This window comes from Gordonia sp. OPL2 (genome assembly GCF_003797825.1).
Lineage (GTDB): Bacteria > Actinomycetota > Actinomycetes > Mycobacteriales > Mycobacteriaceae > Gordonia.
In genome coordinates, this window is record NZ_RKME01000006.1 from 203,931 (window position 1) to 225,487 (window position 21,557).

17 protein-coding genes and 1 tRNA gene are annotated in these 21,557 nt (G+C 65.6%); 9 read left to right on the plus strand and 9 right to left on the minus strand.

All coding sequences use genetic code 11. The annotated features are described in order from the left end of the window. Positions 1-112: 112 nt before the first annotated feature. The gene (gene arsC, locus EEB19_RS09020) at positions 113-454 is read right to left on the minus strand and encodes an arsenate reductase (glutaredoxin) (RefSeq protein WP_187585288.1); all 342 of its coding nucleotides are present in this window, start codon (positions 452-454) and stop codon (positions 113-115) included. A 66-nt stretch (positions 455-520) separates the two neighbouring features. Here arsC and EEB19_RS09025 point away from each other — a divergent pair, with 66 nt between their 5' ends. Continuing rightward, positions 521-1,120, plus strand: coding sequence for a hypothetical protein (locus EEB19_RS09025; RefSeq protein WP_187585290.1), 600 nt, complete (start codon positions 521-523; stop codon positions 1,118-1,120). Between the two features lie 71 nt (positions 1,121-1,191). Here EEB19_RS09025 and EEB19_RS09030 read toward each other — a convergent pair whose 3' ends face one another. Further along, positions 1,192-2,169, minus strand: coding sequence for a ribose-phosphate diphosphokinase (locus EEB19_RS09030; RefSeq protein WP_187585292.1), 978 nt, complete (start codon positions 2,167-2,169; stop codon positions 1,192-1,194). Between the two features lie 30 nt (positions 2,170-2,199). Then, the gene (glmU, locus tag EEB19_RS09035; protein ID WP_187585294.1) at positions 2,200-3,681 is read right to left on the minus strand and encodes a bifunctional UDP-N-acetylglucosamine diphosphorylase/glucosamine-1-phosphate N-acetyltransferase GlmU; all 1,482 of its coding nucleotides are present in this window, start codon (positions 3,679-3,681) and stop codon (positions 2,200-2,202) included. A 129-nt stretch (positions 3,682-3,810) separates the two neighbouring features. Here glmU and EEB19_RS09040 point away from each other — a divergent pair, with 129 nt between their 5' ends. Both EEB19_RS09040 and EEB19_RS09045 read left to right on the plus strand, forming a co-directional pair. Continuing rightward, the gene (locus tag EEB19_RS09040; RefSeq protein ID WP_187585296.1) at positions 3,811-4,566 is read left to right on the plus strand and encodes an SDR family oxidoreductase; all 756 of its coding nucleotides are present in this window, start codon (positions 3,811-3,813) and stop codon (positions 4,564-4,566) included. Between the two features lie 122 nt (positions 4,567-4,688). Beyond that, positions 4,689-4,760, plus strand: a tRNA-Gln gene (locus tag EEB19_RS09045). Between the two features lie 674 nt (positions 4,761-5,434). Here EEB19_RS09045 and EEB19_RS09050 read toward each other — a convergent pair. Beyond that, on the minus strand, positions 5,435-6,103 hold the full coding sequence (locus tag EEB19_RS09050; RefSeq protein ID WP_187585298.1) for a hypothetical protein: 669 nt from the start codon (positions 6,101-6,103) through the stop codon (positions 5,435-5,437). Positions 6,104-6,397: 294 nt separating this feature from the next. Between EEB19_RS09050 and EEB19_RS09055 the strand changes: the two genes are divergently transcribed. Together EEB19_RS09055 and EEB19_RS09060 are read left to right on the plus strand one after the other, a co-directional pair. Further along, positions 6,398-8,794, plus strand: coding sequence for a TOPRIM nucleotidyl transferase/hydrolase domain-containing protein (locus EEB19_RS09055; RefSeq protein ID WP_187585300.1), 2,397 nt, complete (start codon positions 6,398-6,400; stop codon positions 8,792-8,794). A 339-nt stretch (positions 8,795-9,133) separates the two neighbouring features. After that, positions 9,134-9,289, plus strand: a complete 156-nt coding sequence (locus EEB19_RS09060; protein WP_187585302.1) for a hypothetical protein — start codon at positions 9,134-9,136, stop codon at positions 9,287-9,289. A gap of 41 nt (positions 9,290-9,330) precedes the next feature. Here EEB19_RS09060 and EEB19_RS09065 read toward each other — a convergent pair whose 3' ends face one another. The 4 genes from EEB19_RS09065 to EEB19_RS09080 are packed head-to-tail and all read right to left on the minus strand — an operon-like array spanning position 9,331 to position 14,484. Continuing rightward, positions 9,331-10,992 carry an ABC transporter ATP-binding protein gene (locus EEB19_RS09065; RefSeq protein ID WP_187585304.1) on the minus strand — a complete coding sequence of 554 codons (1,662 nt, stop codon included), beginning with the start codon at positions 10,990-10,992 and terminating at the stop codon, positions 9,331-9,333. After that, positions 10,989-11,927: an ABC transporter permease gene (locus EEB19_RS09070; protein ID WP_187585306.1), complete on the minus strand. Its 939-nt coding sequence runs from the start codon at positions 11,925-11,927 to the stop codon at positions 10,989-10,991. The genes EEB19_RS09065 and EEB19_RS09070 overlap by 4 nt, the downstream gene beginning before the upstream one ends. Before the next feature lie 2 nt (positions 11,928-11,929). After that, the gene (locus EEB19_RS09075; protein WP_187585308.1) at positions 11,930-12,886 is read right to left on the minus strand and encodes an ABC transporter permease; all 957 of its coding nucleotides are present in this window, start codon (positions 12,884-12,886) and stop codon (positions 11,930-11,932) included. 2 nt (positions 12,887-12,888) lie between these two features. Further along, positions 12,889-14,484: an ABC transporter substrate-binding protein gene (locus tag EEB19_RS09080; RefSeq protein WP_187585310.1), complete on the minus strand. Its 1,596-nt coding sequence runs from the start codon at positions 14,482-14,484 to the stop codon at positions 12,889-12,891. 233 nt (positions 14,485-14,717) lie between these two features. On the opposite strand from EEB19_RS09080, the gene EEB19_RS09085 reads away from it, so the two are divergent. From EEB19_RS09085 to EEB19_RS09095, 3 genes are all read left to right on the plus strand, one after another. Further along, positions 14,718-17,063, plus strand: coding sequence for an arylsulfatase (locus EEB19_RS09085; protein WP_187585312.1), 2,346 nt, complete (start codon positions 14,718-14,720; stop codon positions 17,061-17,063). A 112-nt stretch (positions 17,064-17,175) separates the two neighbouring features. After that, on the plus strand, positions 17,176-18,159 hold the full coding sequence (locus EEB19_RS09090; protein ID WP_187585417.1) for a TauD/TfdA family dioxygenase: 984 nt from the start codon (positions 17,176-17,178) through the stop codon (positions 18,157-18,159). 321 nt (positions 18,160-18,480) lie between these two features. Then, positions 18,481-19,101, plus strand: coding sequence for a hypothetical protein (locus tag EEB19_RS09095; RefSeq protein WP_316245465.1), 621 nt, complete (start codon positions 18,481-18,483; stop codon positions 19,099-19,101). Between the two features lie 85 nt (positions 19,102-19,186). On the opposite strand, the gene EEB19_RS09100 is transcribed toward EEB19_RS09095, so the two are convergent. Beyond that, positions 19,187-20,701, minus strand: a complete 1,515-nt coding sequence (locus EEB19_RS09100) for a DHA2 family efflux MFS transporter permease subunit (protein WP_187585316.1) — start codon at positions 20,699-20,701, stop codon at positions 19,187-19,189. Between the two features lie 95 nt (positions 20,702-20,796). On the opposite strand from EEB19_RS09100, the gene EEB19_RS09105 reads away from it, so the two are divergent. Further along, on the plus strand, positions 20,797-21,510 hold the full coding sequence (locus tag EEB19_RS09105; protein WP_187585318.1) for a TetR/AcrR family transcriptional regulator: 714 nt from the start codon (positions 20,797-20,799) through the stop codon (positions 21,508-21,510). Positions 21,511-21,557 lie beyond the last annotated feature (47 nt).

The window sequence follows — 21,557 nt, forward strand, 5'->3', positions numbered from 1 at the left end:
AAATGAATCGGCAATTCCGTTGTAACACGGAACTAACCCGGGGGCGACGCGCCTTGTCGCGCTCGCGAGGAATGTCCGAAAGGTCGTGTGGCGATCGTGACCGTCGGTGTGGTCAGAGGATCTCGTCGAGGGTGTCCACCGGACGCGCGAGACGGGTTCCCTTGTCGGTCACCACGAATGGACGCTCGACGAGAATGGGGTGTTGCACCATCTGGGTCAGCACCTGGTCCTCGGGCAGTGACGCGATGTCGAGTTCCTTGTAGAGGGATTCCCGCTTGCGCACGGCGTCGTGGACGGTCACACCGGCATCGTTGATCAGCGTGGTGAGTTGTTCACGCGTATATGGCTGATCGAGATACTTCACGACGGTCGGCTCGATCCCGGCGTCGCGCAGCTTCTCGAGAGCTTTGCGCGAGGTCGAGCACTTCGGATTGTGATAGATCGTCGCGTCCACGCACGACACCCTACCCGGTGGGCGTGATGCCCGGACCCGCCCAGAATGTCGGACTACCGTGACGTCATGGGCGCGATGAGGGTGACCGGTCGGATGCGCGGGGTGCTGGGACGGGCGGCAGTCGTCATCGCAGCCGCAGTCGCCGTAGTGATGATGTCGCCGGGAAGCGCATGTGCATGCACGTGTGTCCCGCGGGAGCCGGCGGCGGTGGTCAAGGATTCGTCGGCCGTGGTGTTCGGCACGCCGGTCTCCGTCGATCGGGACGGTACGACGCTGCGTTACCGCGTCGACGTCCGGCAGAGTTACAAACAGCGCGTCCCGCAGACGATCACAGTGGTGACCTCGTCGAGTTCGGCGGCCTGCGGTGTCCCGCTCGACGTGGGCGAGGAGCGACTGCTTGTCCTCGGTGGCTCGGCGGGAGGTGCCGCGCCGTCGGAGGGGGAGTGGGGTGCCTCATTGTGTGACAACACGGCGAACCTGAGTCTGGGCGATGCAGTCCTCTACGCGGGGCCGTCGATCGAGCCCTACTCCGACTCCGACGACCGCGAGCCGCAGCCGATCGTGATCGGGGCGTTCGTGGCGATCGCCGCCCTGGTGGCGGTTCCCGGCGCGATCATGTGGTGGCGGGTGCGGCAGCGGCGGGCCGGTCCGCAGTCCGACGACTGACGTCGGTCGCAACGAAGAACGGACCCCGGCGACGCATTGTCGCGGGGGTCCGTTCACCGAGAGTCGAGAAGCTACGCGCTCCCGTCGAACAGGCTCGTCACCGAACCGTTCTCGAAGACCTCGCGGATCGTCTGTGCGAGGAGCGGCGCGATCGACAGCACGGTGAGGTTCTCGAAGCGCTTGTCCTCGGGGATCGGCAGGGTATCCGTCGCGATGACCTCCTTGGCCCCGCAGTTCGCGAGCCGCTCGGCGGCGGGATCGGAGAACACGCCGTGCGTCGTCGCGATGACGACATCGCCCGCGCCGGCGTCCTTGAGGACCTTGACCGCGCCGGCGATCGTGCCGCCGGTGTCGATCATGTCGTCGATCAGGACGCAGGTGCGCCCGTCGACGTCGCCGACCACGCGGTTGGACTTCACCTGGTTGGGCACCAGCGGGTCACGTGTCTTGTGGATGAACGCCAGCGGCGCACCGTTCAACGCGTCGGCCCACTTCTCCGCGACGCGCACACGACCCGAGTCGGGCGAGACGACGGTGACGTTGTCGGTGCCGTAGTTGGACCGGACGTAGTCGGCGAGCTGGCCCTGCGCATGCATGTGGTCGACGGGGCCGTCGAAGAAGCCCTGGATCTGGTCGGTGTGCAGATCGACGGTGATGATGCGGTCGGCGCCCGCGGTCTTCATCAGGTCGGCGATGAGGCGGGCCGAGATCGGTTCACGCCCACGGTGTTTCTTGTCCTGACGGGCATACGGGTAGAAGGGGAGGATCACGCTGATGCGCTTCGCCGACCCACGCTTGAGAGCGTCGATCATGATCAGCGACTCCATCACCCACTGATTCATCGGGTAGGGGCAGCTCTGCAGCACGAAGGCATCGGAGCCGCGGACCGATTCCTCGAAACGTACGAAGATCTCGCCGTTGGCGAAGTCGCGCGCCGTCTGCGGCGTCACCTTGATACCGAGCTCGTCGGCGACCGCTTGTGCGAGGTCGGGATGGGCGCGGCCAGAGAACAGCATCAGGTTCTTCTGGTTGTCCGTGGTCCAGGTCATGAAAACTCTTCTGCTCGATATGTGTGCGAATCAGTCGCCGGGCTGGCTGTCTGCCGGGCGGTCCGTGTGTTGGGCATCGAGAGCCGCGCGAGCGGCCTCGGTGTCCGGGCGCTTGCGCACCACCCAATTCTCGATATTCCGTTGTTGTCCCGCCGACACCGCGAGGGCCCCGGGCGGCACATCTTCCCGCAAAACCGTACCTGCTCCCGTGTAGGCGCCGTCGCCGACCTGCACGGGGGCGACAAACATGTTGTCAGACCCGGTACGGCAATGTGACCCGATCACCGTTTGGTGCTTCGCCACGCCGTCGTAATTGACGAACACGCTCGACGCACCGATGTTGGTGTGTTCGCCGATCGTCGCGTCGCCGACGTAGGTCAGGTGCGGCACCTTGCTGCCCGCGCCGATGTCGGCCTTCTTCGTCTCGACGAAGGTGCCGATCTTGCCGCGGGTGCCGAGCCGGGTGCCGGGACGAAGGTAGGCGAACGGCCCGACGGTGGCGTCGGGGCCGATCTCCGACTCGCTGCCGTGGGTCCGGATCACCGAGGCGCCCTCGCCGATCACGACGTCACGCAGCGTGGTGTCCGGGCCGACGACCGCGTCGTCGGCGATCACGGTGCGGCCCTGCAGCTGAGTCCCTGGTTCGATGCGGACGTCGATGCCGATCGTGACGTCGACGTCGATCCACGTGGAAGCGGGGTCGGTGATGGTGACGCCGTCGAGCTGGTGGCGACGCACGATCCGGCGGTTCATCTCCGCGCCGAGATCCGAGAGTTGCGCGCGATCGTTGCAGCCGGCGACGAGCACCGGGTCGTCGACGGTGAAGGCACGCACCTCGTCGCCGTCGGCGCGGGCGATCTCGATCACGTCGGTCAGGTAGTACTCGCCCTGGACGTTGTCGGTCGACAGTCGGGTCAGCGCCCGGCGCAGGATGGTGACGTCGAAGGCATAGATTCCCGCGTTGACCTCGGCGATCGCGCGTTGCTCGTCGGTCGCGTCCTTGTGTTCGACGATGGCCTGCACCAGAGAGTCGTTGGTGCGGATGATGCGTCCGTAACCGGTCGGGTCGTCGGCGAGGAAGCTGGTCAGCGTGACCGCTGCTCCGGTGCCCGCGGTGTGGGTGGCGACCAGGGCCTCGAGCGTCGGGGCGTCGAGCAACGGGACGTCGGCGGCGGTCACGACGACGGTCCCGGCGAAGTCCGCGGGCAGCGCATCGAGACCCGCACGCGCCGCATCGCCGGTGCCGAGCGGGGCGTCTTGCACGGCAATCGTCACGCCTCGGCCCAGCTGTTCGGCGATCACGCTGATCGCGGCACCGACCTGCTCGCGTTCGTGGCCGACGACGGCGACGAGATGCTCCGGATCGAGGCCGGCCGCACCGTGCAGGGCATGGCCCACCAGCGGCCGTCCGGCCAGGCTGTGCAGGATTTTCGGGGTCTTCGACTTCATCCGCGTACCGGCGCCGGCCGCGAGGACCATCACCGCGGTGGCGGGCTTGGACGTCTCCGTCATGTGGCCCGATAGTACGCAGTCGGGTGGGGCCCGACGCGGTCACCCGCCGCACGATACCGAGCGAATGTTCGGTGCTGGTAGAAACAGTGAGGACCGCAGACCACCTGCACCGACCTACGGAGGAACTTCATGAGCAGTCAGAAAGTCGCGATCGTCACCGGCTCCGCCCGGGGCATCGGCGCCGCTGTCGCCAAGCGCCTGGCCGCCGACGGCCTCGCCGTCGCCGTCCTCGACCTCAACGCCGACTCCTGCGCAGACACCGTCTCCGCGATCACGGCCGACGGTGGGAAGGCCATCGCGGTCGGCGCGGACGTCGCCGACGAGTCGTCGGTGACAGCGGCAGTCGCCAAGGTCGTCGAGGAGCTCGGCCCGCCGACCGTCGTCGTCAACAACGCCGGCGTGCTGCGCGACAACCTGCTGTTCAAGATGTCCGTCGACGACTGGGACACCGTCCTGGCCGTCCACCTCCGCGGCGCGTTCAACGTGACCAAGGCCGCCCAGAAGCACATGGTCGACGCCGGCTGGGGACGTGTCGTCAACCTGTCGAGCACCTCGGCCCTGGGCAATCGTGGCCAGGCGAACTACTCGGCCGCCAAGGCCGGCATGCAGGGCTTCACCAAGACACTGGCCATCGAGCTGGGCAAGTTCGGCGTCACCGCCAACGCCATCGCCCCGGGCTTCATCGAGACGGAGATGACCGCGGCCACCGCCGAGCGCGTCGGCGTGCCGTTCGAGGACTTCAAGAAGGCTGCCGCCTCGCAGATCCCGGTCAACCGCACCGGCGTCCCCGAGGACATCGCCCACACCGCGTCGTTCTTCGTCAGCGAGGGTGCGGGCTTCGTGTCCGGTCAGGTGGTCTACGTGGCCGGCGGTCCGAAGGACTAGATCGTTTCCGCTCATACGTCTCGTTCCCGCTCACCTGACCGGGTGAGCGGGAACGAGGATCGTGAGCGGGAAGGTGGCCCGTCCTGCGCGGGGTGCCTGTGGCACAATCGTCTGCGCAGTATTCCCCCATGGTGTAATCGGCAACACTTCTGATTTTGGTTCAGGCATTCCAGGTTCGAGTCCTGGTGGGGGAGCAGCGGTCTAGCTCTAGTCAGAGCTGGTATTCGCCACTGCTCATTTGGCCTCATCTTATGCAAATGAAGTGCGGATATGTCGTGGGAACCCTCCGGAACAAGCGACCCCGACCAGGTGCTCCAACACCCGCCCGGGTCTGCCAGGGGATCAGCCAGGATCCTCCACCGCGTTGACCAGCAATTTACCGCTCGTCGGTGTGCTGGTCTACCGCCGCCGCTGATCGCAATTCCCCTTCGCCTCACAGTCGAAGGAGGACGTCGTGTTAGGCATTCGCGGGCAGCTTTTCACTGCCGCTATTAACGATCCATGGAAGAGCCGGACTGCCTGACTGCCGTCAGTCGGCCAGCCGTCGTTCTCGCGCGCAGCCCGACGGAAACCAGCTGGCGTACGCACTGCCCACCCGCCCGATCAGTGGAGCGGCAGTTCCCCTTGATGTACCGCGTGGCCCAGCCCGGTGGTCGGCGGCGATGGTGAATTGGCGCTCACGATGGAATCAGCGGCGAGCCGTCGGGACGCCTTGTGGGGTCGGACTGCCTGCTCGGCCAGCACATGAACTAAGTAGTTCGATCGACAGTGGGCACCCAAACCGATTGTATGACAGGACGTTTAATTGCAGTCTTGACCCGATGGTGATTTCGTGTACGCCGAAAATGCAGAGGCTCTGTGGTGAGGCTCAGCCCCCGTCGCCGGAGTCGCGGACACCATGATCCAAGGTCTCGGTTTTCCGCCACGCGGCATATGCCGCATCGACCAGTCGGTTGTGGCGATTCACCGATGCCATGGGCCCCATGTCATCTACCGCGCGCAGAAGGTAGTGCCAGACTGCCGCCCCGTGCAACGCCGCTTCGTACAGACTGAGTTCAACCCATTGGTTGCGGTGATCGAGGATGCGCATCGCGGGCTCCGGCACGGGATGACCGCCAAACTCGCAATGTGCGTGGTAGTCGGTGTTCGGAAAGAGTCCGTCTGAACGTTGCCTGATCTTGCCGGGCTGCCAGCGCTGCAATCGTGTTGCGCGGTCCGACTTCAGCCATTCCCACGCATCGTCCGGGTCGTTGGTCACCGCCCATGCCAGGTACTCGATTTCAACGAGTTGGCGTATCAGCGCAGCGCTGGCGTAGGCCCAGCGTCCCTCGGCCAGGTAAGCGATGCTGGCGAGCAGCTCGCCGCCAATCGCGGCCACTAGCCCGGCGGGCAAGAGTCGGCGTGTTTGGTGCTCGGCGAGCCTCCCCTGATCGGTGAGCCTCCTGATTTCCGCTCCGAAGGAGACCAATGCGAGTGACTCCGACCGGACGAGATCGCGCCGCGATTGAGGAGGAGAGGCGTTTGCGCTGTGAGACATGGCGAAAGCCTCCCACACACTGGCCTCGACGAGGCGATCAATCCTGGGTCGTGCTGGCGCGCGGACGCGGACGAGCACCGACGTAAACAAACGTCTGCGAGAAATCCTCGGCGCTTAAGTTGGGGTCGGCTGGTCACTCCAGCCTCTGCAGGCTGTACACGGACTGATCTTCCTCGATCCGTCCGTTCATGTCTGCCAACCTGACAACCGAGTTCGGCGAAGGTCTCTGGATGAGTCAGGTCCGGAACCGTAGTCTGACAGAGCTTGTTACAGCACCGACGACGGGAATTGACTATGCGACTCCACTCGGTTTACTCAAGGTTCTATCGGTCGCTGAATTACGACTTTATTCGAGCATCCGGCGAGAAGTACGAGCCTGATCCGTGGGATGCAACGTCAGAGGGTAACTACCCGTTTGTCCGCGTCAAGCTTCGCCCGGGCATAACGACTGTTGTCGGTGCGAACGAGTCCGGGAAGTCTCAGGTTCTAAGCGCCATCGAAGCCGCGCTCACAGGCGACGGGTTCGAGCGCAGCGACTTCTGCCGATACTCCCGATTTTTCGGTGTCCAAAACGACATCGTGCTGCCGGAGTTTGGCGCCGTCTTCGCTGACGTTTCGGTCGAGGAAGTCAAACTCATCGAGAGCCTGTCTGGGCACAGCGACCTGCACGACGTCGAGCGCGTTGCGTTCTTCCGAATGAATCAGACGCCAAAGTTCCGAGTCTATGTCCGGCAGAAGGAAAATTGGACCGGCCCGGAACACGTGAAGAAGCCCTCTGCCCTCGTGGACCTCGGAGTCCCTGCACCATTCCGCATCGACGCCGACGTGCCGCTCCCCGACAGCGTCCCCTTGGAGTACCTCGTCTCGGGCAAGGAGGCAGCGCCAATAGGCCGCGACCTCCTCCGGGAGCTCTGGGAGGGGTTCCAGAAGAATGACGCCTGGTTCGAGTCAGACCAGACCATCACAACAAACGCGAGCGCAATCTCCAAACTGTTCCGACCCGTACGTCAAGCAACGGAGGCCGAGGTCGAGATGTACAAGCTCGCGGCTGACCTCATCTTCAAGGTCGCTGGCATCAACAAAGGGCTGGTCCAGGAGCTCCAGGAGCACGTCAAGAAGAAGAACGGCTATGCGAACAGCATCGTCGACACCATCAACAGTGAACTCGCGAAGGCACTCGACTTTCCCCACTGGTGGTCTCAAGACTCGCAGTTCGAACTGTTCGTATCGCTATATGAGTTCGACCTTGTCTTCATGATCCGCGACCGAACGGGACGCACCTACGGGTTCGACGAGCGCAGCGCCGGCCTGAAGTACTTCCTGTCGTACTTTGTCCAGTACCTCGCCCACGAGGTTCGCTCCGACGGACGCCCCGAGATCCTCCTCATGGACGAACCGGACCAGTTCCTCTCAGCCTCGGGCCAACAAGATCTGCTGCGGGTGTTCGAAGACTTTGCAGACCCCAAGGACGCCGGGCGCGACGCAGTTCAAGTCGTGTACGTAACGCACTCACCGTTCCTCATCGACAAGAACGAAGCCGATCGCATCCGCGTCCTCGAGAAGGGTGAGCACGACGAAGGAACACGCGTCGTCACAAGTGCCGCCGCGAACCACTACGAGCCGCTGCGATCCGCGTTCGGCAGTTTCGTCGCTGAAACCACCTTCATCGGCAACTGCAACCTTATGGTCGAAGGACCGTCCGATCAGGTTCTCATCGCGGGTGCTTCACGGTGGCTGAGGACACTCGGCGTCGCAGCTCGCGACCGACTCGACCTGAACTACATCACCATCGTGCCCGCCGGAGGCACCCGGCATATCCCTTACCTCGTCTACCTCGCACGCGGGCGCGACGTCGACAAGCCGCCCGTTGTCGTGCTCCTCGACAACGACAAGGCTGGCAACGACGCGAGGGACGACCTCGCGGCCGGCGGAGCCTACGGCGACAAGCTTATCGACGCGGACCTGATACTCCAGCTCGCACAAGGCGATCTCGCTGGACTTGCGACCGAGAACCCACTCGGCGTCGCCGGCATCGAGGACATGGTCCCGTTCAACGTCGCAGTCCTCGCCGCCACGATCTACTGTCGAGAGTTCGTCCCGACCGTGAATCCGCTTGACCTCGATCTCACCGTGGCGAGCGTCTACACGTCTCCGGTCAGTCCGGACGGCGAAAGCTCGAAGAACTGCGGCACCCTGAAGTTCCTTGAGAGGGCGATCGCTGCACAGACGGGCATTCAGACCTTTCATCTTGACAAGATTGCGTTCGCCCGTGCCACCCTCGACGCCCTGACGAATAGCTCGGGCGATCTCAGGGCCACCGAGGACGACCGACAGACGGCGGCCCATAACTTCAAGCTCCTGCTCAAGCACATCGCCCTGTGCCAGCGGAAGGCCGAGCGGGCCGAGTCCGTCCAGAAGATCTCCAGCCGCATCAACCGTGCGAAGAAGGACTTCACCCGTACTCACGAGGGACAAGCGCGTCGCGAAGATGTGGTGGCACTCATAGAGGAGATCAGTAGCCAACTTGACCGCACCCCCGAGGCCGAGGAGGTCCGCGCCGAAATGCGTGGTTGGTACGCACGATTTGAACTTGATGCAGACCCGCGCAAGTTTGTTTCCGACTTTGGCGGGCTCCTCAAGGCACTCGACGGACTTGCGTACAAGGCGGTCCGTGGTGCCGCTGTCAGTTAGAACTCGAGGGGAACACCGCCTCGATGAGGGGTGTGAATTTGTCTACCTCGGACGGACCGGACGTGAGGCCGCTCGCCGTCGACGAGCGTGGGGTCAGCCTCTTTGTAGTGAGGCCGTCATCGTCGGGGATAAGGGCGGTGGGATGGCTATAGGTGTGATCGACACTGATGGCAATGCCTGCAACGGTGGTGATGTGGGCGGAATCGTTGCCGCGCAACCAGTTATCGCGACCAGCGTCGCGACGAAGATGATCGACAGGTGTGTCAATCTGAGTCGTAGACCCCGACCCGATCATGTGGCACCGCCGCCGGTCCTGGGGATTCTCACGCGGTCGAGGCGGTGAGTCGGCTATTGCCGCGCCTGGCGGCGGCCGTCGGCGCCCTGCCGCTGCGGCCCGGCCTCCGCGTTCTCGAGATCGGTTGTGGGTCACGCGCGGCCGCCCGCGCGGTGGCAATACTCGTCGGACCGCACGGTCACGTACTCGGCTTCGACTGATTGAGACCGCGGAGGCCGCGGACTGCGCTGCCCGACCGCGATCACACCGCGAGCGTGGAATCCCGCCGCGCGCGCTGCAGCACCGGGTCCGGATACGGCACCGCGGCCACCAGCTGCTCGGTGTACGGGTCGTCGGGCGCGGTGAGAACGGAGCGCGCCGTGCCGCTCTCGACGATCCTCCCGTCGCGCAGCACCACCACCCGGTCGGCCACGTGTTCGACGACGGCGAGGTCGTGGCTGATGAAGATCGCGGCGAACCCGAACTCGCGCTGGAGATGCCCGAACAGATCGAGTACGCGCGCCTGGACGGAGACGTCGAGGGCGCTCGTCGGTTCGTCGGCGATCAGCAGGTGCGGGTCCGCCGACAACGCCCGGGCGAGTGCCACTCGTTGGCGCTGACCGCCCGACAGTTCGTGGGGCAGTCGCGCCGCGAACGAGCGAGGTAACTGCACCGCCGACAACAACTCGGTCACCCGTGCTGCGCGGTCCTGTCGCGACCCGATGGCCTGGATCTCCAACGGCTCCCGGATCGATTCGGCCACGGTGAACCGTGGGTCGAGCGATGCGGTCGGGTCCTGCGGGACGAAGGCCACCCGACGGCGCAGCGCACGAAGCCGTGACGTCGAGATCGCTGCGATGTCGTCGCCCTCGAGGAGGATGCGGCCCTCCTGAAGTGGGATGAGGCCGCCGACGGCACGTCCCAGAGTGGTCTTGCCAGAACCGGATTCGCCGACGACGCCGAGCACCTCGCCACGGTCGACATGCAGTGTGACCTCGGCGAGCGCGGTGTGCGGCCTTGTCCCGAACCGGCCGGGATGACGCACCGTGATCGACTCGACGGCGACCACCGGCTGGGCGGATTCGTCGTCGGCGGCGGGCGCGTCGGCCGTGCCGAGGTCGTCGGCCGTCGGCAGGCGCGGCACGGCGGCCAGCAGCTGGCGCGTGTACGGCTGTTGCGGTCGGGCGAAGATCTCGTAGACGTCGCCGGACTCCACGACCTCACCCAGCTGTACGACGACGACCCGGTCCGCGATGTCGGCAACGACGCCGAGATTGTGTGTGATCAAGAGGATTCCGGCAGCGGTCCGATCGCGTAGTCGCACCAGCAGATCGAGGATCTCGCGCTGGACCGACACGTCCAGGGCCGTCGTCGGCTCGTCGGCGAGGAGCAGCACGGGATCGTTCGCCAGCGCCAGTGCGATCACCACCCGTTGCTTCTGACCGCCCGACAGTTGATGAGGGTAGTAGTCGACGCGCTGCCCGGGATCGGGGATCTCGACGAGCGCGAGCAATTCGACGGCCCGTTCGCGGGCCCGCGCCCGTGACACCTTGCCGTGGGATCGAAGCGCCTGGCGCAGTTGCCATCCGACGGTCTGGACCGGGTTGAGTGCGGTCTGCGGCTCCTGGAAGATCATCGCCACCTTGTCGCCGCGGATCGTGTTCAGCAGTTGTTCCGGCTGATTCAGGACCTCGATCCCGTCGACCCGCACCGACCCGGTGGCCCGTGCTGTCTCCGGCAGCAGGCCGATGGCGGCTCGGGCGGTCACGCTCTTGCCCGAACCGGATTCGCCGACGAGCGCGAGGATCTCGCCCCGCTCGACCTGAAGGCTGATCCCGGCCACCGCCGGGCGGGGGTAGTCGAAGTCGACATGCAGGTCCTCGACGGTCAGCGCCGGTGAGCGGTCGCACGTGGATGTGGTCATCGTCCGATCCTCCGATTGTGAGAAATGGATTGGGCGATCAGGTAGAAACCGAGGACGAGCACCGACACGACGATCAACGGGCCGGCGGAGAACCAGGGATTCGTCTCCAGGTAGCCGTTGCCGGTGGCCAGGATGGATCCCAGCGACGGTGTCGGTGCGACGACGCCGACGCCCAGATAGCTCAGCGCACCCTCGATGAACACCGCGAGCGACAGCGACAGCGCGAACTGGACGGCGAGCGCCTCCAGCGAATTCGGCAGGACGTGACGCAGCAGCACCCGGGCCGTCGAGGCACCGCTCACCCGCGCGGCCTCCACATACGGCATCTCCCGGACGCGGAGAACCGATGTGCGGGTGAGCCTGCCGAAGATGGGGATCTCCGCCAGGGCGATGACGGTCCCGACGGTGAACGCTCCCGGACCGAGCACCGCGGTGAGTGTGATCCCGAGGATCAGTGCGGGGAACGCGAGGATCACGTCGAACACCCGCTGCGCCACGACATCGCTGATCGGGCTCGACACGGTCACCAGGCCGGCGAGGATGCCGATACCCGCGCCGACCGGCACGGCGACGAAGATGATCAGCAGATCGATGCGGATGCCGTAGAGCACGCGGGTGAGCAGATCACGGTTGACGTCGTCGGTGCCGAACCAGTGCTCGAAGCTCGGCGACAGCAGGTACGCGCCGTCGATCTGCTGATCCGGCCCGAACCGGGTGAAGAGCGGACCGACGAGTCCGAGGAGGATCACCGTCCCGACGAGCACGAGTCCGACCAGGCCGACACCGTGGAACAGGCTGCGCCACAACGGTGTCTGCGTGCGCCGTACTTCGCGGTCGTCGGGACTCTCCGGGAGCAGACCGGGTGCGATGTCGGGGTCGAGCGGCTCGGACGCCGACGAGTCGGTCGGGGGGAGCCCGGTTGTGCTGTATGTCATGGTCATTCACCTGCCAGCCGGATACGGGGGTCGAGCCAGGCGTGCGCGATGTCGGCGAGGAGCTGGATGATGACGAAGACCGCCACCGACAGCAGCACGAGTACCTGGACGAGGGGATAGTCGCGCGTGAAGATGCCTTCCTCGGTCAGCAGGCCGAGTCCTGGCCAGCCGAAGATGGACTCCACCAGCACCGCGCCGCCGAGGAGTGCGCCGACGGTCAGCCCGAGTGCTGTGAGAGTAGGTGGAAGGGCATTGCGCAGTGCGTGTTTGAGGACGATGTCGGTGTGCGAGATCCCCAGAGATCGCGCCGTCACCACGTACGGTTGTCGCAGTTCTGTGCGAATCGACTCGGTGAGGAAGCGGGCCAGCATCGCGCCTGCGGGCAGGCCCAGGGTGAGCGCGGGCAGGATCAGGTACTGAGCACTGATCTGCAGGCTGTCGGTGAAACCGTCCGGCGGGGTCCCGCCGGCCGGGAGCCATCGGAGTCGGACACCGAACACAAGGATCAGCGCCGTACCGACGACGAACGTAGGCAGCGCGATCGCGGCCGCGTTGACGCCGGTCAGTGCCGCGTTCAGATACTTGTTGTGGAAGATGGTCGCCGCCAGGCTGAGGGCGAAGGCCAAAGCGATCGCGATGAACAACGCGGTGATCGTCAGGATCAGCGTGTTGGTGAGTCCGTATCCGATCAGGCCCGAGATGCTGCCGCCGACCTGGTAACTCTGCCCGAGATCGAGTGTCAGCACGCCGCCGATCCAGGCGAAGTACTGCGCGATGAAACTGCGGTCCAGACCCAGGTCGTGGCGGATCGCGGCGAGCTCCTGGGGGGACGCATCGGGGCCGGCGAGTGCGGCCTCCGGCCCGCCGGGGATCAGACGCAGTATCGAGAAGATGAGCAGCGACGCGACCACCAGTACGACGATGGCGGTCGGGAGCCGACGTATCAGGTATCCGAGCATGTCTACTGCTTTCCTGCGGTGGTGAGATAGGTGTTCGCGAGGTGGAGCTGGTTGCGGCGGTCCCAGTCGACGTTGCCGACCGAACCCGCGGTCGCGACCTTGGTCAGCACGACGCCGATCTCGACCAGGAACAGGTCGTTGAGCCAGATGTCGTCGAGCCGTCGGTAGGCGTCGAGCGCTGCCGCTGACGTGCCGTCGGGTGTGGTCCAGGCGTCATTCGCCGCTGCGGCATAGGCAGGGTTGACGTAGTTCGACGAATTCTTCGCAGCGTTGAACGGATAGGCGGAGACCGCCAGCGTCGACGGGGTGAACTGTGCGAAACCGTGCTGCAGCAGCCACAGGCCGGGGAACTTCCCACCGATCAACTTGGATGCCTGCTGCGTCTGGTCGTTCGGTACGAGATCAACCGTGATCCCGATGTCTTTGAGGTTCGACTGGACGATCTCGGCGATCGTCCGGTCCACACCCTGGGTCGAGAAGTCCAGCGTCAGCGGCGGAATCGGGCCTACCTGCGCGAGCAGTGCACGCGCCTTGGGGAGATCGCGGGTATAGGTGTCGTCGGCGGCCGCCTGATGGGCGGGCGACCACCTGGGCCACGGCAGGTTCACCGTGTAACCGCTGCCGCGGTACACATCCGAGATGATGCGCTTGCGGTCGACGGCATAGGCGATGGCCCGACGTACCCGCACGTCGGCCAACACGGGGTTCTGCACGTTGATCCCGACGTACTGCTGGGACTCGCCGCCGGTGAACGTGACCTCCTTGAACCCGTACCGCGACGTGATCAGCTGCTGATCGTGGTAGCTCAGCCCGTCCGCCACATCCAGCTGTCCGGTCCGCAGCCGGGTGGCGAGCGACTGATCGTCCTTCACCACGACGAACCGGATCGCATCCAGTGGCGGTGCGCCACCCCAGTAGTGCTCGTTACGCACCAGGCGGACCGAGGAATTCGGTTGCCACGACGAGAACCTGAACGGCCCCGTCCCGTTGAACCGCTTGCCGGCCTTGAGGTCGGCCAGACTGTTCTGGTCGACGATCGGCGCCGAGTCGAGAAGATCGAAGATGTTGCTCAGCGGATGCGCGAAACCCAACACGATGCGATGCGGATCGGTGGTGTCGAACGCGGTGATGGCAGCCGCCGTGCGCTTGAACTGCGGCGTCCACGGTCCACCGAGGTACGCCTTGATCGAATTCTCCACGTCCGACGACACAAAAGGCCGTCCGTCGTGGAAGGTCACGTCGCGGCGCAGATCCAGCGTCAGCGACCGACCGTCCGGTGCGAGCTGCCAGGCCGTGGCCAGCGAAGGGCGCACTGTCAGGGACTCGCGCGAATAGCGGATCAGTGTGTCGAAGGCGTTGGCGACGACCTGCCCGTTGAGTGCTCCGGTCCCGATCTGCAGGAACGTCTTCGGCGACAGGTCGCTGAGGACGCCGACTCGCAGTTCGCCGCCGCGGGGTGCCGGCTCACCGGGGGCCAGGGATCGTACGGCCGCGTTCTGCTGCTGGGAGACCGCGGACTGGCAACCGGCCGTCGCGATCACGGAACAGAGCGCGGCGATGAGCGCGCAGCTCACCCGGACACCTCGATGTCGGAGCATTCTCGATGACGTTTCTGTGAGGTCTGCGAGATGTGGTGGTCGCAGAGTGATCTGGGCTGTCGAACAGGCCCGCACCATGGCGGGTTCGCCGCTCATTGTGGTCGCTTCGCCGTGCCGGATGCGCTGTTCGATTTCCTGCGGATGGAACCCTTGACACCCGAACGACGGTGCGGCACCGTGCCTCCTGCCCGCGTCGCCGAACGCGGACGACGACGACGAGGAGGACGGTCACCATGGCCGATCGCGCGACACCGACGATTCCCGCGGATGCACGGGGTTACGAGGGATTCGGTGGGGTGATCGGCCGGACGACATCGCAGTCGGAACCGTGGTGGCCGGCCGAGCGGCGCGCACCTGCGGGTGCTCCGAACATCGTCGTCGTCCTGATCGACGACATGGGCTATTCGGACATCGGTCCCTTCGGCGCCGAGATCGACACGCCGAACATCGATCGATTGGCGCGCAACGGGTTCCGATTGAGCAACTATCACACGACGCCGGTGTGCTCTCCGGCGCGCGCAGCGTTGCTGACCGGCCTCAACCCGCATCGCGCGGGTTATGGGAGCGTGGCCAACTCCGATCCCGGATTTCCCGGACTACGACTCGAACTCGCCGACGACGTCCTCACCCTGCCGGAGATACTGCGCGAGAGCGGCTACGCGACGTACGCGGTGGGAAAGTGGCATCTCGTGCGGGACGCGAACATGGGGCCGGGTCGCAACCGCGAATCATGGCCGATACAGCGAGGTTTCGACAGCTACTACGGTTCCCTCGAAGGGCTGAACTCATTCTTCCATCCCAATCAGCTCATCGCCGACAACTCGGTCGTCGACGTCGACGAGTATCCCGAGGACTACTACGTCACCGACGACCTGACAGATCGGGCGATCCGGCAGATCAAGTCGTTGCGCGCCGAGGACCAGACGAAGCCGTTCTTCCTCTACTTCGCGCACATCGCGATGCACGGACCGCATCAGGTCAAAGGCGCCGACCTCGCCAAGTACCGCGACCGGTACGCCGAGGGATGGGATGTCATCCGGCAGCGCCGATTCGAACGGCAAAAGGCCGACGGGCTGTTCGACCCTGACACGCCGATCGCGCCGCGGAACACCGAACCCGGGTACGACGCACCGCCGTGGGAGGACCTCGGACCCGACGAGCAGCGTCGGTATCAGCGATACCAGGAGGTCTACGCTGCCATGGTCGACAGTGTCGACCAGAGCGTCGGGCGGGTCATGGACACCTTGGAGGAGCTCGGCGAGCTCGACAACACGATCATCGTGTTCACCTCCGACAACGGCGGGACCGCCGAGGGTGGGCCGGTCGGAACCCGCTCGTACTTCAGCCAATTCGTGCACGGGCCGGTTCCGCCGGACTGGGAACGCGACGTCCCGCACGACGAGGATCTGATCGGGACATCGGAGATCGGGGTGCACTATCCGCGGGGGTGGGGCCAAGCGTCGAACACCCCGTTCCGCTTCTACAAGGGCCAGACCTTCGCCGGTGGTGTCCGCGTCCCGTTCATCCTGTCCTGGCCGCGTGGGCTGCGCCGGGACGACGGGGACAACGGCGTACGGCGACAGTTCTCCTACGTCACCGACGTCGTCCCGACGCTCTTGGAACTCGCCGGCGTCGACACCCCCGGTCGGCGTCAAGGACGCCCAGCCCAGGATCGCGACGGGGTCAGTGCCGCCGACTTTCTGCGTGACCGGCGCGCCGAGTCGCGGCACACCGAGCAGTACGCGGAGTTCGGTGGCCATCGCGGGTTCTATCGGGACGGGTGGAAACTGGTGTCACTGCACACCGACCCGTCGGCCGTCGACAATCCGGTCTGGCAGTTGTTCGACGTCACCGTCGACCCGGCCGAGACGCGTGATCTCGCTGCCGAACACCCCGATAAGGTGGTCGAACTCGCGCAGGCGTGGGACGACGCCGCCTGGCACAACACGGTGTTCCCGCTCTTCGATTCGGTTCCGGCGCAGATCCGTCGCCGGCCGGACGAAGAGCGCCTCACCGATCCCGTGCGTATCCTCGCCGGGACGCCCACGCTCGAGCGGTACCGGTCCAGCCGATTGATCGCCTACCGTGACTTCGAGATCGACATCGAACTGGCGGACTGGACCGCGCAGGACGAGGGTGTCGTCGTCGCCCACGGGGATCCGCAGGGCGGTTACCTGCTGTACGTCGAATCGGGTTCTGCCCATCTCGTGTTCAACAGTTACGGCCGACGACGAAACGCTTCCGGCCCGATCCCGCCGGGCACCACGGGGCTTGTCGTGCGTGCTGTCGCGACGCCGAATGTCCGGTGGGACTTCACCGTCGAGGCCGTGACCGACGGCCAGTCGTCGATCATCGCCAAACTCGACGACCAGTTCCAACTCGTCGGGATGGCCCCCTGGACCGGGATCTCGGTGGGACTCGACGCCCGCGGTCCGGTGGATTCCGAACTGCGACGGCGCCGTGGTGTCTTCGCCTTCGGTCCGGCGCTGCGAGCGGTCACCTATCGTCCGGGCACGGTGCGGGTACCGCTCGACGTGCGCCGTGAGATCGACGACGCGGCGGAGAACTCGGCCGACTGACCCGCGACTTCCGATCACGGTGATTGTGGACTCGTCACCGTCGCCGACCGGGTGATGTGATGAAAATGTCTGTCGTGAAACAACATTGGTGAGATCGATGAGAGGACAAGAGATGACGCTGGCGCAGATCGATGACAAGACGGAACGGGAGCGTGCCGCCGAGGAGATCTACCGGGATGCCGGGATCACCGTCCAGAAGCTCGGGGAACACATCGGCGCGCGGATCGGGCAGGTGCGCCTCGGCGGCGATCTGGCGCCGGAACAGGTGGAGGCGATCCGTCTCGCGCTGGCGATCAACAAGACCATCGCGTTCACCGGACAGGATCACCTCGACGACGACAGCCAGTACGCCTTCGCGCAGCTGCTGGGTGACCCGACCGCCCCGCACCCGACCGTCACCTCGCGTGGCACCCAGTTGCTGACGATCGAGGGTGCGGCCAACAGCTGGCACTCCGACGTCACCTTCGTCGACCGGATTCCGAAGGCGTCGATCCTGCGTGCGGTCACGTTGCCGAGCTATGGCGGCGCGACCACCTGGGCGTCGACGGTGGCGGCCTACGAGCAGTTGCCCAAGCCCCTGCGCGCGCTCACCGAGGAGCTGTGGGCCACGCATACCAATCTGTACGACTATGTCAGCCAGTCGGAGCCCACCGGCGGGGTCGACGTCAGCCGCAAGACAGATCACTACAAGGAGTTCACCAGTAGCGAGTACCAGACGTTGCATCCGGTTGTGCGCGTGCACCCGGAGACGGGGGAGCGCAGCCTGCTCCTCGGGCACTTCGCCAAGGAGTTCCGTGGGCTCAAGAGCTCGGAGTTCGCCGATCTCTATCAGCTGTTGCAGGCGCGGATCATTAAGCTGGAGAACACCTTCCGGTGGAACTGGAGCCTCGGCGACGTGGTGATCTGGGATAACCGCGCCACGCAGCATTACGGAATCGCCGACTACGGCAACCAGACCCGGGAACTGCATCGGATCACCCTGGCCGGCGACGTCCCGGTCGATGTGAACGGACAGTCCAGTCAGGTGCTCCAGGGCGACGCGTCGCACTATTCGGTGGTCGAGGTGCCCTCACGCCTCTCGGTGTTCGCGGCCTGACCCTTGGAGGCCCTGGTATTCGGGGACCCTTCGAGGCTTCGTCGCTGCGCTCCTCGCACCTCAGGGATCGGTGGGTGGATTGTGCGCTCCTCGCATCTCGGGGATCGGGGGGAGGAGGGAGCTTGCGAGTCGTCTCCTGATCCCTGAGAAGGGAGCTTGCGAGTTGTCTCCCGATCCCTGAGGAGGGAGCTTGCGACCGTCTCGAAGGGTCCCCGAGTTTCGCGATCACGAATCATCGCCGTGCTAGCGTTACCCCACCGTGACTGTCGGACGCTGTGTCCGCAGCGATCTCGAGGGGGAGTCATGCGGACAAGGGTTGCTGTGGCCGTGCTGCTCTCGGCGTTGACGATCGGGGCCGCGCCCGCGGTGAGCGCGCAGGCGGCCACCCCGATGGTGCGGTCGGGCATGGCGATCGAGGTCGACGACACGATCGTGACGAGCGCCCGGTGCACGCTCGGGGCCGTGCTGTCGCGAACGAAGGCGATCACCGCCGGACACTGCGGAGATGTGGGCCAGGGTGTGTTCGACGGGAGCGGCACCCGCATCGGCACGATCAGCGCCAATCAGATCACGCGACGTCTCGACATCGCCGTGATCCGGTTGGCACCGCGCAGCCGCGTGGTCGTCGACACGGTCAATTGGACGTCCGGCTTCTGGCGTGGGCAGAAGGTCACCAAGCGCGGCGTCACCACCGGTTTCGGAAGCGGAGTCATCACCGATCCGCGTCCGACGGTGCGCACGGCGCAGGGGTTCTCGTTCGCGCCACCGTTCCTGATCCGACAGGCCACCGTCTCCGTCCGGTCGACCCTCGTCTCGCAGTCCGGGGACAGCGGCGCGGGAGTTCGCGATGCCGCCGGTCGAGTGGTCGGCATCCTCTCTGCCGGCAGCGGGAGTGACACGCTCGTCGCGCCGGTCTCGGCCCTCCCGGCCAGTCTGCGTTGACGGGCCCCTGACGACGATGACAACGGTGGCCGCCGCCCCCTGATGGGGAGCGGCGGCCACAGTCTGTCGGATGTCGTGCTCGGACTCAGTGAGCCATCGCCGGTGCACCGTCGGGGGCGGCGGGCAGCTTGCCGCTGCGCACCACGAGCCCGGCGATGACGCCACCCGCGGCGAACACCGCTGCCGCGACCCAGAACGCGGTCGTGTAGGAGTGCACGGCGGCCAGCTGAGCCAGCACGGTCGGGTTGACCACGTGCGAGGCGTGTTCGGTCAGATATCCCGTGGCGGAACTGGCGGCGATGGTGCTCAGCAAGGCGGTGCCCACGGAACCGCCGACCTGCTGCATCGTGTTCACGGTCGCCGATGCCACGCCCGCGTCGTCGGACGAGACGCCCGACACGGCTCCCTGCATGGCCGGTGCCATGGAGGCGCCCAGGCCCACACCCATGATGATCAGCGCGGGCAGGATGTCCGTCGCATACGAGCTCGTCTCGGTGATCTGGGTCAGGTAGACCATGCCGCCGGCGGCGATCAGCATGCCAGCGCTCATCAGCCAACGCGGACCGAATCGCGGCAACAGGACGCCGGTCGAGGTGGTCGCGGTGACGATCAGCACGCCGATCATCGGAAGGAAAGCGAGCCCGGTGCGGATGGGACTGAACCCGAGGTTCTGCTGCAGGTAGTAGGTCAGGAACAGGAAGATGCCGAACATGCCGATGCCGGCGATGAAGACGACCAGGTAGGAGCCGCCACGGGTGCGGTCGAGCACCACGCGCAGCGGCAGCAGGGCGTGATCGGTCCGCGACTGCAGCCAGACGAATGTGGCCAGCAGCACCGCGCCCGCGATCAGCCAGGTGATCGTTGCCCAGTCACCCCAACCGTTGGTCTCCGCATTGGAGAAGCCGTAGACGATGGAGAACAGCGCCAGCGAGACGGTGACGACGCCGGGGATGTCCAGCCGCGGACGATGCTCGGCCTTGTGCGATCCGACGAACAGCACGGCACCCACGAGCGCGATGGCCGCGATGACGAGATTCACGTAGAGGCACCAGCGCCAGTCCGCCCACTCGGTGAGCATGCCTCCGAGCAGCAGTCCGAGTGCGCCACCGCCACCGGCGATCGCACCGAAGATGCCGAACGCACGACCGCGCTCCGCGGGATCGGTGAACGTCGTGGTCAGCAAAGACAGTGCGGCAGGTGCGAGAAGTGCGCCGAAGACTCCCTGTCCGGCACGTGCGGCGACCAGCATCTCGAAGTTGACCGCGGCGCCTCCGACCGCGGACATCACGGCGAAACCGACCAGGCCGATGATCAAGGTGACCTTGCGGCCCCACAGATCGGACAGTCGACCGCCGAGCAGCAACAGGCTGCCGAAGGCCAGGGCATAGGCGGTGACGATCCACTGCCGGTCCGCGTTGTCGAAACCGAGCGACGCCTGGGCGTGCGGCAGGGCGATGTTCACGATGGTCGCGTCCAGGACGACCATCAGCTGGGCCAGCGCCAGCACGCCCAGAACGACCCAGCGCAGACGGTGATGCCGTTCCTGCTGGGATTCCTTCTCGGCGACCGGTGCGTCGGCCGTGTCGTACGTGGTACTCATTCGGGCCTCCGTCTGATGCGGAGGTATCTCCTCCGCTTACTGGGTGACAACGACCCCATAACCGGAGAAGATTCCTCCGGTTATAGAATGTGATCATGCCCACGTCGTCGAAACCGGAAGTCGAACCCGATGGGGTCGAACCCAGCGAGTCCGAACCCAGAGAGGTCGAACCCCGTCAGCTGCGGGCGGATGCCGAGCGCAACCGCCTGCGGATCATCGAGGCCGCCCGCGACCTGTTCGCCGAGCGTGGCCTCGAGGTGTCCATGGACGAGGTGGCCGAACGTGCGGGGGTCGGTGTCGGCACCGTCTATCGGCGGTTCGCGAACCGCGACGACCTCATCACCGCCATCTTCGCCGAGCACCTCAAAGAGGTCGTGGCGCATGCGCACGACGCACTCGACGACCCCGATCCGTGGGCGGCGGTTGTCGATCTGTTGACGTGGTTCTGCAGCGTGCTGGCGGCCGATCGTGGATTGGCGGCCATCGTCATGCGTATCGACCATTCGCATCCGGACATCGAGTCGACCAAGTCGCAGCTGACCCGACACATGGAAGAGATCTTCGATCGTGCGATGACGGCGGGCGTCCTGCGGTCTGATGTCTCAAGCACCGATTTCTTCGGTATCTTCACGATGATCTCGGCGTTCGCCGACCTCACCGAGGCGACCGTCCCGGGCGCCTGGCGACGCTACGTCGAGCTCTTCCTCCGCGGCATCCACGCGGACCCGGACGGCGGCGACATACCCACTCCACCACTCACCGAGACGCAGATCCGTGCGATCCAGCAGCGGCGTATGGACCGCGACTGACCGACCTGCGCCGAGCGGGTCCCCAATCTCGCCGGCCGTGTCCCGGA